Genomic DNA, 17,209 nt, shown 5'->3' with positions numbered 1-17,209 from the left:
TTATTTTAACTTGCCAATACGACTAAAGCGTATACCTGTTGGGATCCAACCAGGTAATAAAGAATCTGGGTCGCGTTCAAATTCGAAACTAGTCCAAATGAACACAGCCTTACCAACTAAATTTGCTTCCGGAACAAAACCCCAAAAACGGCTATCAGCACTATTATCACGGTTATCACCCATCATGAAATAATGACCATCCGGTACCACCCATTCATATTGACGGGTTGGCGGATTATCTTGCTGATAAAAATCACGCGCTAAGTCAGGACGGCTAGGGTTAATTAAAATGTTGTGTTTAACATCCCCTAGTTGCTCTGTATATTGCTGTAATTCAACCATTTGATCTTTAAATTTGCCAATTTCGACTAAACTAAGATCGAGTTTTTTAAACCCTGCGCAGTTTGTTCCGCTGCATGCTTGTTGAATGAAAACCTGCTTTCCACGATAGGCAATACGATCACCCGGTAACCCGACCACACGTTTAATGTAATCTACCGTCGGTTGTGGTGGGTATTTAAATACCGCTACATCACCGCGTTCAGGCTTACCTGTTTCGATAAGTGTAGAACGTAATACAGGGTCTTTAACACCATAACTAAATTTTTCCACCAAGATGAAGTCGCCAACCAGTAGTGTTGGCATCATAGATCCGGATGGAATTTGAAATGGTTCATATATAAATGAACGTAAAATCATTACCGCCGCAATCACAGGGAAGATCGATTTTGCATTTTCAACAATAAACGATTCTTGCCCTAATTTTGCAATAGCGTCTGCTGGTAATTCCGCTTGAGATTGAGCAAACGCGACTTTTTCAGCGCGGGCTTTTTCCCAAATCAGTTTATCTAACGCCCAAATAATACCGCTAACGAAAGTAACCAGTACCAATATCAGTGAAAAATAGGTTGCCATTTATCTAGTCCTTTCCGATATGCAACACAGCTAAGAAGGCTTCTTGCGGTACTTCAACATTACCGATTTGCTTCATGCGTTTCTTACCGTCTTTCTGCTTCTGTAGCAGTTTTTTCTTACGGCTAATATCACCGCCATAACACTTGGCGATCACGTTTTTACGCATTTGTTTAACGGTACTACGGGCAATCACTTGTGAACCAATAACGGCCTGAATCGCAATGTTAAACATTTGACGAGGAATAAGTTCCTTCATCTTTTCAACCAGTAAACGACCACGATTCATCGAATTTTCACGATGCGTGATCATGGCTAATGCATCAACACGATCTGTGTTAATCAATACATCAACACGTACCATGTCAGCGGGATTGAAGTGGATGAACGAGTAATCCAGTGACGCATAACCACGGCTTGTCGATTTCAAACGGTCAAAGAAGTCCATCACTACTTCACCCATCGGGATCTCGTAAGTTAATGCCACTTGCTTACCGTGATAATCCATCTTCGTTTGTACACCACGCTTAGCAATACAAAGGGTAATTACATTACCTAGGTATTCTTGTGGTACGAGGATGTTACATTCTGCAATGGGTTCGCGGATCTCTTCAATATCATTGATTGCCGGTAATTTAGCTGGGCTATCAACGTAAAGAACTTCACCTTTTTTGGTTTCTACTTCGTAAACAACCGTGGGTGCCGTGGTGATCAGTTCAAGATCATATTCACGCTCTAAACGCTCTTGAACGATTTCCATGTGTAATAAACCTAAGAAACCACAACGGAAACCAAAACCAAGTGCGGTTGAGCTCTCTGGTTCATAGAATAAAGACGCATCGTTTAGACTGAGTTTACCCAGTGCATCACGGAACGCTTCATAATCGTCAGAGCTAATTGGGAACATGCCCGCATAAACCTGAGGTTTTACTTTACTAAAACCCGGTACTGGCGCATCAGCAGGGTTGCGAGTCAGTGTTAGCGTATCACCAACCGGTGCCCCTAGAATATCTTTAATACCACAAATAACAAAACCTACTTCACCACAGTGAAGCACGTCAGTATCAGTCTGTTTTGGTGTGAAGATACCGACTTTATCAATCAGGTGCGATTGACCTGTAGACATCACCGTGAGCTTATCGCCTTTGCGTAATACACCATTGGTAATACGTACTAGCGATACCACACCTTGGTAGTTATCAAACCATGAATCGATGATCAGGGCTTGCAGTGGTGCGTCTTCCGAACCTTTTGATGGACACGGAATTTCTCTGACAATAGTTTCAAGTACGTCTTCGATACCTACACCCGTCTTGGCAGAGCAACGCGTTGCTTCCATTGCATCAATACCAATGATGTCTTCGATTTCTTCTGCTACGCGATCAGGATCAGCAGCGGGTAAATCGATTTTATTGAGGATTGGCACAACTTCCAAATCCATTTCCATCGCGGTATAGCAGTTTGCGAGTGTTTGTGCCTCTACGCCTTGACCAGCGTCGACAACAAGTAAAGCACCCTCACAAGCTGCTAATGAGCGAGAAACCTCATAGCTGAAGTCCACGTGTCCAGGTGTATCAATAAAGTTAAGTTGGTAAGTTTCACCATCTTTGGCTTTATAGTTCAGGGTCACGCTTTGCGCTTTAATTGTAATGCCACGCTCGCGCTCAATATCCATTGAGTCAAGAACCTGTGCAGCCATTTCACGGTCAGATAAACCACCACAAAATGAGATCAAACGATCTGATAACGTTGATTTACCGTGATCGATATGAGCAATAATTGAAAAGTTACGAATGTGTTTCATGAGTTAGATAATATCCAATACTTAGTAGATATGACACTTAATGAGGCGGATTTTAACGGATTTAAGGGATGACTGCTATCTTTCAATTGCTTTTAATCAGCGCGCCATTGCCCTATCACTTCCGATTGGGCCACAACACCTAGCATTTTAGGTTTAAAATCAAAGCGTTGATCAAATATAACGCTTAATTTTCGCGTGCAACTAAAACCAATGTAGCCACCAACAAAAGCCGCTAGAATAACCAAGCCTTCACCTTCAAATTGGAAAACTTGGGATAAATACTGACCCAGACCCAGTGACAGTAAAATTGCAGCTAATGGCAGCAAGTAAACCAGCATGGCGCTGGTGATTAAATTCTTTTCACGTAAACCAATTTCGATCTTATCACCGGCAACAACATCCGCTGTTTTAGTGACGGTAAAACGGTGAGTCCGATGAGGGAATGCTTTGGCAACCATGCCGGTGCCGCAGTTATCACTGGCATGACAATGGTTACAAGCAGATTGACTTTCGCACTGTACCGAAACCTGATCACCAATGACACTTTTAACGATAGCTGTTTCAATAATCATGCGGGTATAACCTTGTTTTAAGCAATCGTGACCGACGAACACGATACCAATGTTATATCGTTAGCCCGCCATGATTGTTAGCATAAATTAGTTATCAAGATTTCGAACGACGGAGTCAGCAATTTTTTTAGCTGTCATACTCGGCACTTCGCCGACAACGACTATCTCAATATCATCTGTGATCTTAGATTGTAAACTAATTTGTCCCGATACACCTAATCCTTGACTTAAACTACCCGCTTGCGCATTGGTGTTGACGTAGATTGAGATATCGACAAGTCCATCAGAAAACTGCATGTAGTCAATTATCTGACCAATACCTGCGATCTGGTGTTTATTACTCACAATCTGTTTAAACCCATCAGGCATCCAAGCGGCTTTCCATTCCGATTTAGTCGGTTCTGGTAACAAGTCTTGCGTTTGTACTGCAGATAACACGGGGGGTAGTTTTACCGAATTCAGTTGCTCTAACCAAGGCGTCACATCAGGGAATTGATATAACGAAATCGCCATCACTTGGAACACCACTTCACCGCTATCTTTGATCATATCTATACGCAGCGGCAGGTTGGTGGTTAAATCTATCCAGATTAAATAACCAAAGCGGTATTTATCGTTCGGTACCACCCGCACAATTTGGCTTAAACGCCCGGTGACACGGGATTTACCACCGACATAAATCGCTTGATATAAGCTGTCATCAAGTGTCAGTTCAGTCGCCATTAAATTGAACAACAGTCCCGGTATTGCCGTGGATGATAACGAATAACCCGGCTGCTCGGATTCAAAAAAACTAGTGATGTCACCACGACGTAAGTATTCACGAGGATTGCCATTTAACGATAATAAATGGCCAACAGACACATCATCAATCATCCCGTGACTGTAGCGCATCGGGGTAATTCTACCGCGTTCAATCTCGACATAAGACAAATCATAATTTAACTGTTTAAACGCTGTTTTCATGTTGTCTAACAAGGCATCCGCAGATAATTGCGACGGCGCTGCTGCAATGTTATTCACAGCATTACTCTTTACGACCTTATTATCGCCAGCCGTAACTTCACTCCACGCGACAGGGGTAAAGAGCGCCGACAATAAGATCCACAAACCAACACTTTTTTTGAACATTACTGGCTCACTATTATTGCTGGATGCGTTTTTGTAATTGATGATCAAGCACAAATGCATTAATGCGGCGTACTTGCTCTACTTTTTCTTCATCGGTAAATTCAGGCGGTACTTGACGCGAATTAGGCGACTCAATACTCAAGCTCACTGGCGAGGCAATACCAGCAAACGGCATCACATTCAGTGCAGGTTCAAGTCCCGTTATCGGTGCTTCGGTATTACTGTATTGCACACCCGTAATCACCATTAATGCCACTGACGCCGCGATGGCGAATTGGCCACCGGTTTTTAGCCAAGGCTGAATTGATTTTTGATAGAAAGAGCTATCGTTGGCACTTTCTTTTGGCATTATCAGTGCCGGTTCTTCAGCGATAGCCGCGGTGATAGCACGGGTTAGATCTAAATTAACCGTAGCAGGTGTTTCACCACGCATCACATCACCAATCATGTGGTAATGCTGCCAGCTCGAAGCTAATGCTTCATCCTTACCGAGTTCATCAAGTAATGCTGCATCAATATATTCATTGTCTACAATGGAAGATAAACGTTCTTTTTCTATCATAATTAATACCTAAATTTACTCGTCCGTAATCTGTGTTTAACTTACTGTTGAAGTAACGGTTTTAATTTTACTTCAATCGCTTCACGCGCTCTAAAAATACGTGAGCGAACAGTACCCACTGGGCAGCTCATGACAATACTAATATCGTCATAACTCATGCCTTCCATTTCACGTAATGTTATCGCGGTACGTAATTCATCAGGTAACGCGTCAATAACTGAAAAAATAACTGCTTTCATTTCTTCTGCTAAAATAATCCGTTCTGGTGTTGATGACTCACGCATACCATCATTACCGTCGTAAAACTCCGCATCTGCGGCATCAATATCGTTAGCAGGTGGTCGCCTACTTTGCGCAATTAAATAGTTCTTAGCGGTATTACTGGCAATACGGTATAGCCAAGTATAAAACGCACTATCTCCTCTAAAATTCGGCAACGCGCGATACGCTTTAATAAACACTTCCTGAGTCACATCGGCAACGTCGCCACTGGCGGAAACGTAACGTGAGATCAGGTTCGCAACTTTCTGTTGGTATTTAGTCACCAATAAATTAAATGCGGCTTTGTCACCGCCTTGAACTCGCTCGACTAATTGCAAGTCCGTCTCTTTTGCACTCATTAGTAACTCATAACCTCTTATTATTCTGATGACACTAGTATTACTAATGCGTATTTTTCAGACTACGTTATATAAATAAAGTTCGTTTTAACGCCAAATAAAGTGCGCCATTGGGTCAATTAAATCAAAATAAGGTCAAATAAATCAAAATACCTTTTTATTGCCCGAGATTTAAAGCTTATAATACCCAACTTAAAGTTATATCTTGCAGTAACTTGGGTATAGACATAACAGCATACTACAAATCGAGTGGAAACTATGAGAACAAATGCGGAATACCAAAGCGATGTACTGATTATCGGCAGTGGTGCCGCTGGACTCTCATTGGCCCTAAAACTCGCTGACCAAGCTAAAGTGATGGTGCTCAGTAAGAGTAGCTTAACTGAAGGTTCAACCCTCTACGCCCAAGGTGGTATCGCTGCCGTTTTTGATGAAGCGGACAGTGTAGAAGGTCATGTCGCCGATACGCTTATCGCCGGTGCCGGATTATGTGATGAAGATACCGTTAGCTTTACGGCCAGTAGCGCCGCTGCCAGCTTAAACTGGTTAATCGACAAAGGCGCACCGTTTGATCAGGTCGCTGACGATAATGGTGAACAGCGCTATCACCTCACCAAAGAAGGCGGTCACAGTCACCGCCGCATTCTGCATGCAGCCGATGCCACAGGCAAAGTAGTGCAAACCACGTTAATCGATAATGTCAGTCAACATCCGAATATTACCCTAATGGAACGCTTTAACGCGGTTGACCTTATTTCAACAAAACAACTTAATCAAGCCACCAACCGTATTATCGGTGCTTATGTTTGGAACCGTGATGCCGAAAAAGTTGAAGTGATTAAGGCGCGCTTTGTTATTTTAGCCACAGGTGGCGCCAGTAAAGTGTATCAATATACCACTAACCCTGATGTCTCGAGTGGTGACGGTATCGCGATGGCGTGGCGCGCGGGTTGCCGCGTAGCAAATATGGAATTCAATCAATTCCACCCGACCTGTTTATTCCACCCTGATGCGAAAAACTTCTTATTAACAGAAGCATTACGTGGTGAAGGCGCTTATTTACGTCATGCCGATGGCACCCGCTTTATGCCTAGCTTCGATGAACGTGCAGAATTAGCACCGCGTGATATTGTAGCCCGTGCTATCGACTTTGAAATGAAACGTCTGGGTAGTGATTGTGTGTATTTAGATATCAGCCATAAACCCGCTGAGTTTGTTATTAGCCATTTCCCGACTATTTATGAGCGTTGCCTGAAGTTGGGTATCGATATCACCACAGATCCAATCCCTGCGGTACCCGCGGCACATTATACTTGTGGTGGTGTCATGACTGACTTAACCGGTCAAACGGATATGCGCGGTTTATACGCGATAGGCGAAGTGGCTTATACCGGATTACACGGCGCTAATCGTTTAGCCAGTAACTCATTATTAGAGTGTATTGTATTTGCTCACGCCGCGGCAGAAGATATCTTGTCGAAGTTACACAAACAACGTAAAGATTATCGTATTCCGGCATGGGATGAGAGCAAAGTAACAGACTCAGATGAAGAAGTGATAATCCAACATAACTGGCATGAACTGCGGTTATTCATGTGGGATTACGTCGGTATTGTCAGAACAACAAAACGTCTAGAGCGTGCCCAACACCGCGTTAACCTGTTGCAACAAGAGATTGATGAGTACTACAGTAACTTCCGCGTCAGTAACAACTTATTAGAATTAAGAAACCTGGTGACGGTGGCTGATTTAATTATCCGTTGCGCACTCGAACGGAAAGAAAGTCGCGGCTTGCACTACACGCTAGACTACCCTGAGCAGTTTGACGAACCACAGCCCACCATCTTACAACCTAAGGTATAGTTTGTTAATCATTCGCCGTTAATCACAAATCAGACACCAAAAAGCAGCTACTCAGCTGCTTTTTTTTAATCATGCCGCTACTTTAATATTTTGATGGTGCGGACTAAACGACGGTAATCAGCATCGTCGATGGCATCTCGCATAATGTATAACGACTGAGAGTGTCTCTGGTTTAGGCTGCTATAACTTAACTGAATAAAAAGATCGGCACTGCGAGAATCTTTGCTCAAAGCAAATAACTCACCACCCGCGTCAAACTGGATGTAACCATTGGTGAAATAAACAAAGCAGGGACGGCGCAGCCAATGTTGCCAACAGTGATAGCTACACAAGGCAATAATGACTACGGTATAAACCAATTGTAATGCGACAAGGGTCAGCCAATTTAATAACAAACCAAGCACCACGCTATGCATTGCAATACACAGCAACAACCAGTATTTAGATGGGCGTAACGTGACGCTACACTTTAACTCTTGAGACAATTTTATCCATCATATAGGCTAACTCCGGGTCGCCACACTTTTTATGACCCATCGCCCAAGCAAATAACTCGGGATCTTCGCCTGCTAACAAGCGTTGGAAAATAAATTTATCTGCATCGGATAAATCATCATAAGCTTCATCCACAAACGGACGAAATAATACATCTAATTCCAGCATGCCACGGCGACATGCCCAACGTAAACGCGCCTTTGAATCTAACTTAGTCATTTTTTTCCCTTATCCTACTTTCCATAGGATTATTCTATCACAAAAATAAACAAGATCTTCTAAAGACAAATGCTTGCGTTCACTCTACCATAGAGAAAACTAGCCAGAGAAGAGTATACAATGACCCAATTTAATAAACTGACCCTAGCATCAACGGATGCATTACCAAATGTGATCGTAAGCGAGCTATCGCACTGGGGATTAATGACTGCAACAGGTGAGCAGCGTTTAAGTTATTTACAAGGCCAATTGACTTGTGATCTGGTGGGCTTAGAAGATCAACAAACAACTTGGGGTGGTCATTGCAATCCAAAAGGCAAACTGTGGTCAACCTTCCAAGTCGCTAAAAAAGGCGATTCGTTTTATTTCATCATGCGTAAAGACGCACTGGCGATCACCCTGCCGGAACTAAAAAAATACGCGGTATTCTCAAAAATAGAACTGACCGATGCCTCTGCATTTTGTAACCTCTATGGTATCGCAGGCGAACAAGCAGAACAGTGGCTTAATAAGGCCTTCGCAATTACCTTAGGCGAAGAAGCGGTCACTCATTTACCGAATGGTTTTGTCATGCGACTTATTGGCGATACCCCACGCTTCTTAATATTGTTACAAAAAAGTGATGCCTCACTGCAACAGATTAGCCAACATTTGGCCGAAGCAGCAACCGATGACGGTTCATTCTGGGATGCACTGGATATCCTCGCAGCAGCACCGATTGTAGGGGCAGCAATGAGCAGCGTGCAGATCCCACAAGCATTCAACCTACAAGCCTATGATGGCATTAGCTTTAAGAAAGGTTGCTACACAGGCCAAGAAACTGTCGCCCGCGCTAAATACCGTGGTACCAACAAACGTGCAATGGCCATCTTAAGCGGTACTACTGCAACCGAAGTAAACAGTGGTGATAGCATTGAATTACAACTGGGTGAGAACTGGCGTAGCAGCGGTAAAGTCAACTTAAGCTATCGTTATAGTGACGGCGTACAATTGATTTCAAGTGTGATGCCAAATAACCTTGAAGCAGATAGCGTGTTTAAAATTACCGATAACGAATCAACATTAGCTTTCATGCCATTACCGTATTCATTGGTAGAAGCAGACTAACTCATACTTAAAGCCTCTAAATCACAAAGCGTAAGTACGAAAATAGAACGTATTAAATAAAACCCAGAAAACAAAAAAGCCAGTCACTAACATGACTGGCTTTTTTATCATTCAGCTTTAACTACATAACTAATTAGCTATTTGCTTGTGGACGCATTGCCGGGAATAAGATCACGTCACGAATAGTATGTGTATTCGTAAACAACATAGCTAAACGGTCGATACCAATACCTTGACCCGCAGTTGGTGGTAAGCCGTGCTCTAGTGCAGTGATGTAATCTGCATCGTAGTACATTGCTTCATCATCACCCGCATCTTTAGCGTTAACTTGTGCTTTAAAACGTGCATCTTGGTCTTCTGCATCATTAAGCTCAGAGAAACCATTCGCAACTTCACGGCCACCGATGAAAAACTCAAAACGGTCAGTGAAGAATGGGTTATCATCGCTACGACGTGCGAGTGGCGAAATGTCTGCTGGGTAGCCAGTAATGAATGTTGGCTGAATCAGTTGTGGTTCAGCTGTTTCACCAAAGATCTCTTCCAGTAATTGACCACAAGTCCAGAATTTCTCTATCTTCATGTTCAGTGATTTCGCAATAGAAACCATTAACTCACGATCTTGAACACCTTCATTAGTCAATGCTTGGATAACTTCGTGCTCTGGGTTGTACTGTTTGATTGCATCTAACATGCTAATACGTGTGTATTTGCCACCGAACTCAACCATGTGGTCGCCGTAAGGCATAGCTGTCGCGCCTAGCACCTCAACCGCTACCGTGCTTAGCATTTCTTCAGTGAAATCCATAAGGTCATTGTAATCAGCGTAAGCTTGGTAGAATTCCATCATTGTGAATTCAGGATTATGACGTGGCGATAGACCTTCGTTACGGAAGTTACGGTTAATTTCGAATACACGATCAAAACCACCAACAACTAAACGCTTAAGGTATAGCTCAGGTGCCACACGTAGATACATTGCTTGATCAAGCGCGTTATGATGAGTGATAAATGGACGCGCAGTTGCACCACCCGGGATCACATGCATCATTGGCGTTTCAACTTCCATGTAATCTTTTGATACCATGAAGTTACGGATAGCGGTTACCAGCTTAGAGCGTATGATGAAGGCATTACGTGATTCTTCATTTACGATAAGATCAACATAACGTTGACGGTAACGCATTTCTTGGTCAGTTAGACCGTGGAATTTTTCTGGTAATGGACGCAGTGCTTTAGTAAGTAACACGTAGTCAGTCATTTCAACGTAAAGGTCACCTTTACCTGATTTGTTTAGCGCACCAGTAATACCAACGATATCACCAATATCTAGACCGCCAAGGTCCGCTTTTTGGGCTTTTTGCACGTCTTTCGAGGCGTATGCTTGAATGCGACCAGCTGTATCTTGGATAGCAAGGAAAGGACCACGTTTCGCCATAATACGGCCCGCGATGCTTACTATGTGTTGCATTTCAACTAATTCTTCTTTGCTTTTCTCGCCAAATTCAGCCTGTAAATCTGCCGACTTATGTTTTACACGGAAGTCATTAGGGTGGCCATTTGCTTTACAGTTGGTGCGGATATGATCTAATTTCGCGCGACGTTCTGCAATCAGTTTGTTTTCATCTTGTAACTGTTCAGTCATTGTTTAACCCTATTTTTTTACAGGCCTGATTTCAGGCTGGCTTCAATAAATTTGTCTAAATCACCGTCTAAAACGGCTTGTGTATTGCGTGTTTCAACACCAGTACGTAAATCTTTTATGCGTGAGTCATCCAGTACGTATGAACGGATCTGACTGCCCCAACCGATATCTGACTTCGCATCTTCGGCGATTTGTTTTTCCGCGTTTTGTTTTTGCATTTCATGATCAAACAATTTTGCCCGCATTTGTTTCATCGCCGCATCTTTATTCTTATGCTGCGAGCGATCATTTTGACATTGTACAACAAGATTAGTGGGTAAGTGAGTAATACGTACCGCAGATTCCGTGGTATTTACGTGCTGACCACCCGCGCCCGAAGCACGGTAAACATCAATACGTAAATCTGACGGATTCAAATCAATCTCGATGCTGTCATCAATTTCTGGATATACAAATATCGATGCAAATGAAGTATGACGACGGCCACTTGAATCAAACGGTGATTTACGCACTAAACGGTGAACACCAGTTTCGGTACGTAACCAACCATAAGCATATTCACCACCCAACCGGATAGTGGCACCTTTGATCCCGGCTACATCGCCAGATGATACTTCGATCAGCTCAACTTTAAATTTGTGTGCCTCACCCCATCGTAAGAACATACGTAATAGCATGTTTGCCCAATCTTGTGCTTCGGTACCACCAGAGCCAGATTGGATATCAAGATAACAATCATTTGCATCATGTTTACCAGAGAACATACGACGAAACTCAAGTTTAGCCAGCTGTGCTTCTAAACCGATAATTTCATGTTGTGCTTCAGCAAATGTTTCTTCGTCTTCGGCTTCAACTGCCAGTTCAACCAAGCCTTCAACATCATCACAACCCGTGCCGAGATCATCAATCGTTTTGACGATCAATTCTAATGACGCGCGTTCTTTACCTAATTCTTGGGCGTATTTCGGGTTATTCCATACTTCCGATGACTCTAATTCCGCAGATACCTCTTCTAGACGCTCTTTACTCGCATCGTAGTCAAAGGTACCCCCGAAGCAGCTCAGCGCGTTCGCCTAGCTCCTTTAATTTATTCAGTACTGGATTTACTTCAAACATGATTCTGCTCTATTTTAATTGTATTCAGCATTTTGCTAAAGATATTGTACTTAGCATGATGCAGGCGAATATCGATATGTTCATCAGCATTCTGCTAAGTATATAATTCTAACTATGGGATTTTACACAACAGCAAATTTTACCGAATTCGCTCGCGGATATACAGAGGAAGATTAATAAAACAGCAAATTAATCGATAATATAAGAAAATAAATAGGAATAAATGGCCATAAATAAAAACGAGGGGGAATATGACGGCAGTAAAATAGCAAAAAGCCACGCTACTGGAGCATGGCTTGAAAAAAATGCAACCAACGAGGTTAGCTGACTTGACTACATTGATTATTATTTTCTGCCAATACTTGCAGTATATCACCACGACGAATGATACCAACCAATTGACCACCTTCAAGCACAGGGTAGACACTCAAGTTGTCTTTCGTCATGCGAATGGCAATATCAATAATACTGTCTTGTGGTGATACGCTAACAACATTTTTACTCATTACATCGTTCACAATCGCAGGTTTATCACAATGGTAACTGCCACTAATAAGTGCTTGTAGGCAATCAGATTCAGAGACGAAGCCAATCACTTCATTTGTCGAATTCACCACTGGCACCGCATTTATCTGGTGTTTAGCAAACAAATCAACCACGGCGACCAGTGACGTACCACATGGAATACTCGGAGCATTAATTTTCATTTCATTCATTACGCGTTGCATAGTCATGGTCTATATCCTTATCTTAAAGCAGGATTGCTGTAGAAGAGGTAATAACTATAACGGCAAACCATGAATAGCTAAAGACGATTAAAACTAACACTTCAATCGCTAAAGGCTATCGTTTAACGTAATGGCTGTAAATGCTCAACCATAAACTGCAAACTACGTTTACCACGAAACTCATTAACATCAAGTTTGTAGGCTAACTCAATCTTCTGCACGGAGGCATCAGGCCATACTTCTAAATCAACATTAAAAGCGATCGCATCCACCAATGGTCCACCCTGCTCTGGCTCTAACATCATTTTTAAATGTTTTTTACCCACAAGACGTTGTTCACGTAATTTAAAGATGCCATCAAAGATCGGCTCAGGGAACATCTGTCCCCAGGGCGCAGCTTCTTTGATTAGTTCCGCTGTCGGCAATGACAGTTGCTCACTCGGCAGTTCGCCATCACTTAATACCACGCCAGTTAACTGCTCTTCTGTTAATAATTCCTGCACTAAGTCGTTAAACTGTTTGGTAAACTCATCATAACAATCAAGCCGTAAAGACAAACCTGCCGCCATCGCATGGCCACCAAATTTCAAGATCATGCCCGGATTACGGATATCGAGTAACTCCAAGACATCACGTAAGTGCAAGCCAGGTATTGAACGGGCTGAGCCTTTTATTTCTCCTTCACCAGCATCAGCAAAAGCGATAACAGGGCGGTGGAAACGCTCTTTAATCCGAGATGCAACTAAGCCGACTACACCTTGGTGCCAGTCATCTTGAAATAAACAAATACCGTAAGGTACTTGTCCAGCATCAAAATCGACACTTTTTAGAATAGCCAAGGCTTCTTGCTGCATCGAACTTTCAATTTCTTTACGTTCTTCATTCAGGCTATCCAGCTCACCAGCAAAACGACGTGCGTTATTGAGATCTTCACACAACAGCGTGGCAACGCCAACTGACATGTCATCTAGACGTCCTGCTGCGTTCAATCTTGGTCCTAATGCAAAACCTAAATCACTTGCGCAAAGCTGAGCTTGATTACGATTGGCAATTTCGATCAAGGCTTTAATGCCGGGGCGACATTTATCGGCGCGGATACGCTGTAGACCTTGATACACTAAAATACGGTTATTAGCATCTAACGGCACCACATCAGCAACCGTCCCCAGAGCCACAATATCCAGTAGGCAAGCTAAATTTGGCTCGGTTAAACCTTGTTTGGCAAACCAACCTTGTTCACGCAATGCGCCGCGCAATGCCAACATGACATAGAAGGCCACTCCTACGCCAGCAAGATTTTTGCTTGGAAATGTACAACCGTGTTGATTGGGATTAACAATGGCATCTGCATCCGGAATTTCGTTGCCCGGCAGATGGTGATCGGTCACAAGCACTTTAATGCCTAACGCTTTCGCGGCAGCAACACCGGCAATACTGGAAATACCGTTATCCACAGTCATGATCAGTTGCGCGCCATTTTCGGCAGCAAGATCAACAATCTCAGGACTTAAACCATAGCCAAACTCAAAGCGATTAGGGACTAAAAAATCAATATTACGATAGCCGAGCATTTTAAAAGCAAGCATCGACAATGCCGTACTCGTTGCGCCATCCGCATCAAAATCACCAATAATGATAATACGCTGATTTTGCATTAACGCGCTGACTAATAACTCACACGCGGCAGTCATGCCTTTTAGCTGGTTAGGACGTAATAAATTTTTAACCCCTTTCTCTAATTCTTGATCCGACTTAACACCACGACTAGCATAGATTTGACGTAATAATGCAGGTACCGCTGCTGATATACCGTCACAATCGACGTTATCGCGACGTTTAATTTGTTTTTTCAAGATTTATCCACACTGGTTAGAATACTAAGAAGCTGCGCAGCAGGCACATAACCCGGTTGCATTTTTCCATTTTCAAACACAATAGCAGGCGTACCGGTCACGCCTAAACGACGACCAAGTTCATATTGTTGTGCAACGGTATTGGTACAACTTTCAGGAACGACCTTGCCACCACGTTTGGCATTATTCATCGCTTGCACGCCGTCTTCAGCGCACCAAATTGACACCATATCTTGGTAAGTCGTAGAGTTAAGACCACCGCGTGGAAAGGCTAAATATTTTACGCTAATACCAAGCTTATTCAGTTGCGCGACTTCGTTATGTAACTTACGACAGTAACCGCAGTTAATATCGGTAAATACCGTAATGCTGTACTTTTCATTTTCGGCAGGGTAATTAATGGTATCACTTGCGAATGCTTGTATTGCTTGCTGGCGTACTTTGCCCATTGCTTGTTCGGTGAGATCCGTGACCCCATTATCATCAACTTGATAAAGTGAACCTTGGATAAGATTAGAAACATCCGCGTTGACATAAAAAATACCTTGGTCGGTCGCAACTTCAAACAAACCTGGGATAACACTGTCGCTTACACTCACTACTTTAAAATTAAGTTTTTCAGCTAATAAGCGTGAGATATCTAGCTGTTCCGCTGATACGATAACGTCTGTCACTGACGTTGCGTGTAGTATTGTCGGCACAGCCGGTGTTGCTTGTTGCGGTGCACTATTGACCCCAAATACAAAACTAGCCACCAAACCGGCAGCGATTGCTGTAATCATTAATTTCTTTAACATATGTTCTCCGCTCTTATCCTTAATGGATATCTATGCCCGATAAATTAACAGAATTCATTATTTATCACTAGCCCTAATCCTTGCTAATGCGTGTCATCAACATTCCCTCATTACGCTCGAGGATGGTGTTCACTATGCAGCTGCTCTAATCGTGCTGTTGCCACATGGGTATAAATTTGTGTCGTGGATAAATCGCTGTGGCCAAGTAACATTTGTACGACACGTAGATCAGCGCCATAGTTCAATAAATGGGTGGCAAACGCATGGCGCAAAGTATGCGGAGATAAGTGCGTCGTAATACCTGCGACTTGTGAGTAATGCTTAAGGCGATGCCAAAACGTTTGTCGAGTCATAAAGTTGCCACGTCTGGAAGGAAACACCACATCAGACGTTAACCCTTTTAATAACGTCGCGCGACCTTCGGCAATAAAGCGCTCAGTCCAATACACAGCTTCTTCACCCATAGGCACTAAGCGTTCCTTACCGCCCTTACCTGTTACGCGCACTAACCCTTGGCGTAAGCTCACTGATTCCATGCTTAAGCCAACTAATTCTGATACCCGTAATCCTGTGGCATATAACACCTCCATCATGGCCTTATCACGTAATTGGATCGGATCGTCTAATTCTGGTGCAGCTAATAATGCATTCACTTCTGCTTCAGATAAATCGTCCGGCAAACGCTGCGGTAGCTTCGGGCTAATGAGTAAGGCGGTCGGATCATCATCACGCATCTGCTCACGATAGAGATATTGATAAAAGCGACGGATCGCACTCAGTTGGCGCGCGGTACTACTGGCTTTGTAGCCTAAATCAAAACGGCTTGCCATAAACGCCTGGATTTCAAGACGATCAACGGTTAATAGTTGCTGCTTGTGTTGCACTAACCAGTGATGATATTGGTTTAAATCATTACGATAAGAGCTCAGGGTATTGTCTGACAACCCGCGCTCGTGCCACATAATATCTAAAAACTGCTCTATTATTTCAATTTTTTCCAAGCCTGTGCCCTATGCTTTTATTTTCATTATTATGCAACCAGTATAACAACACTGTATAAATAAACATGAATTATAGTACAATTATCTCATGCTACTATGGTTAACGATGAGCAACTGATCGCTCAGAGCATAATCAACACATCGTATTTATTAACACATAGTATGATTAGCAACACTGTCTTTGGATGTAGATAATGAAAATCGGTTTATATTACGGCTCCACTACTTTTTATACCACCATAGCTGCGGAAAAGATCCAAGCTGAAATTGGCGCAGAACTTGTCGACTTACATGACATAAAAGACTCGGGGTTTACTGATATAGAAACCTATGATGTCGTTCTATTCGGTATTTCGACTTGGGATTATGGCGAACTTCAGGAAGACTGGGGCGATCTGTGGTCTGATATTGCAGATATCAACCTGGCAGGGAAAACCGTCGCGCTATTTGGTCTTGGTGATCAAGTTAACTACAGCGAATGGTATCTGGATGCGATGGGCATGCTATTTGACGAGTTGCAAGGTAAAGGCATTCACTTTATCGGCCAATGGCCAAACCAAGGTTATGAATTTGTGGCTTCAAAAGCGTTAACGGCAGATGAAAGCCAGTTTTTCGGTCTCGCCCTCGATGAAGACAGCCAGTACGATCAGACAGATGAACGGATTGCCACTTGGTCCTTACAAGTACTCGAAGAAATTGCAGCGCATTATTAATAACATATAAGTCATAATAAATAATAAATAATAAATAATAAATTACGTAAGTTATAACAACAAGTTAACGCCAT

The 17,209-nt window shown here is 42.9% G+C and carries 17 protein-coding genes; 3 read left to right on the top strand and 14 right to left on the bottom strand.

Features of this window, described 5'->3' with window-relative positions; genetic code table 11:
* From lepB to rpoE, 6 genes are all read right to left on the bottom strand, one after another.
* Positions 1-915: a signal peptidase I gene (gene lepB, locus HRT96_RS11815; RefSeq protein ID WP_293129345.1), complete on the bottom strand. Its 915-nt coding sequence runs from the start codon at positions 913-915 to the stop codon at positions 1-3.
* Positions 916-919: 4 nt separating this feature from the next.
* Positions 920-2,716 (bottom strand): translation elongation factor 4, encoded by a 1,797-nt coding sequence (gene lepA / locus HRT96_RS11810; protein ID WP_293156650.1) that lies wholly within the window; start codon positions 2,714-2,716, stop codon positions 920-922.
* Positions 2,717-2,808: 92 nt separating this feature from the next.
* Positions 2,809-3,288 (bottom strand): SoxR reducing system RseC family protein, encoded by a 480-nt coding sequence (locus tag HRT96_RS11805; RefSeq protein ID WP_293129341.1) that lies wholly within the window; start codon positions 3,286-3,288, stop codon positions 2,809-2,811.
* 87 nt (positions 3,289-3,375) lie between these two features.
* The gene (locus HRT96_RS11800; protein ID WP_293156647.1) at positions 3,376-4,419 is read right to left on the bottom strand and encodes a MucB/RseB C-terminal domain-containing protein; all 1,044 of its coding nucleotides are present in this window, start codon (positions 4,417-4,419) and stop codon (positions 3,376-3,378) included.
* Between the two features lie 13 nt (positions 4,420-4,432).
* On the bottom strand, positions 4,433-4,981 hold the full coding sequence (locus HRT96_RS11795) for an RseA family anti-sigma factor (RefSeq protein ID WP_293156644.1): 549 nt from the start codon (positions 4,979-4,981) through the stop codon (positions 4,433-4,435).
* Positions 4,982-5,022: 41 nt separating this feature from the next.
* Complete coding sequence (gene rpoE / locus HRT96_RS11790) at positions 5,023-5,601, bottom strand: RNA polymerase sigma factor RpoE (protein ID WP_293129335.1); 579 nt, start codon at positions 5,599-5,601, stop codon at positions 5,023-5,025.
* Positions 5,602-5,859: 258 nt separating this feature from the next.
* On the opposite strand from rpoE, the gene nadB reads away from it, so the two are divergent.
* Positions 5,860-7,464: an L-aspartate oxidase gene (gene nadB, locus HRT96_RS11785; protein ID WP_293156641.1), complete on the top strand. Its 1,605-nt coding sequence runs from the start codon at positions 5,860-5,862 to the stop codon at positions 7,462-7,464.
* A 77-nt stretch (positions 7,465-7,541) separates the two neighbouring features.
* Here nadB and HRT96_RS11780 read toward each other — a convergent pair whose 3' ends face one another.
* Together HRT96_RS11780 and HRT96_RS11775 are read right to left on the bottom strand one after the other, a co-directional pair.
* Positions 7,542-7,949 (bottom strand): protein YgfX, encoded by a 408-nt coding sequence (locus HRT96_RS11780; RefSeq protein ID WP_293156638.1) that lies wholly within the window; start codon positions 7,947-7,949, stop codon positions 7,542-7,544.
* On the bottom strand, positions 7,927-8,178 hold the full coding sequence (locus HRT96_RS11775; protein ID WP_293156635.1) for a succinate dehydrogenase assembly factor 2: 252 nt from the start codon (positions 8,176-8,178) through the stop codon (positions 7,927-7,929). The genes HRT96_RS11780 and HRT96_RS11775 overlap by 23 nt, the downstream gene beginning before the upstream one ends.
* A gap of 120 nt (positions 8,179-8,298) precedes the next feature.
* Between HRT96_RS11775 and ygfZ the strand changes: the two genes are divergently transcribed.
* Positions 8,299-9,285, top strand: coding sequence for a tRNA-modifying protein YgfZ (ygfZ, locus tag HRT96_RS11770; protein ID WP_293156632.1), 987 nt, complete (start codon positions 8,299-8,301; stop codon positions 9,283-9,285).
* 133 nt (positions 9,286-9,418) lie between these two features.
* Here the strand turns inward: ygfZ and lysS are convergent, their stop codons facing one another.
* The 6 genes from lysS to xerD form a co-directional block, all read right to left on the bottom strand.
* Positions 9,419-10,927 (bottom strand): lysine--tRNA ligase, encoded by a 1,509-nt coding sequence (lysS, locus tag HRT96_RS11765; protein ID WP_293156629.1) that lies wholly within the window; start codon positions 10,925-10,927, stop codon positions 9,419-9,421.
* Between the two features lie 17 nt (positions 10,928-10,944).
* Positions 10,945-12,043, bottom strand: a protein-coding gene (prfB, locus tag HRT96_RS11760) for a peptide chain release factor 2 (RefSeq protein ID WP_198138616.1) whose coding sequence is annotated in 2 segments (ribosomal slippage) — positions 10,945-11,967 and positions 11,969-12,043 — 1,098 coding nt in all. Because the reading frame shifts where the segments join, the coding sequence is not laid out codon by codon here.
* A 320-nt stretch (positions 12,044-12,363) separates the two neighbouring features.
* On the bottom strand, positions 12,364-12,777 hold the full coding sequence (locus tag HRT96_RS11755) for a CBS domain-containing protein (RefSeq protein WP_293156626.1): 414 nt from the start codon (positions 12,775-12,777) through the stop codon (positions 12,364-12,366).
* A gap of 116 nt (positions 12,778-12,893) precedes the next feature.
* Complete coding sequence (gene recJ, locus HRT96_RS11750; RefSeq protein WP_293156624.1) at positions 12,894-14,624, bottom strand: single-stranded-DNA-specific exonuclease RecJ; 1,731 nt, start codon at positions 14,622-14,624, stop codon at positions 12,894-12,896.
* Positions 14,621-15,421 (bottom strand): thioredoxin fold domain-containing protein, encoded by an 801-nt coding sequence (locus HRT96_RS11745; RefSeq protein ID WP_293156621.1) that lies wholly within the window; start codon positions 15,419-15,421, stop codon positions 14,621-14,623. The genes recJ and HRT96_RS11745 overlap by 4 nt, the downstream gene beginning before the upstream one ends.
* A gap of 110 nt (positions 15,422-15,531) precedes the next feature.
* Positions 15,532-16,422, bottom strand: a complete 891-nt coding sequence (xerD, locus tag HRT96_RS11740; protein ID WP_006032508.1) for a site-specific tyrosine recombinase XerD — start codon at positions 16,420-16,422, stop codon at positions 15,532-15,534.
* A gap of 194 nt (positions 16,423-16,616) precedes the next feature.
* Here xerD and fldB point away from each other — a divergent pair, with 194 nt between their 5' ends.
* A complete protein-coding gene (gene fldB, locus HRT96_RS11735) occupies positions 16,617-17,135 on the top strand; it encodes a flavodoxin FldB (protein WP_293156618.1) in 519 nt (172 codons plus the stop codon).
* Positions 17,136-17,209: the final 74 nt, after the last annotated feature.

The organism is Moritella sp. (genome assembly GCF_013215705.1).
Taxonomy (GTDB): Bacteria; Pseudomonadota; Gammaproteobacteria; order Enterobacterales; family Moritellaceae; genus Moritella.
This window is presented reverse-complemented; position numbering and strand designations above follow the sequence as displayed.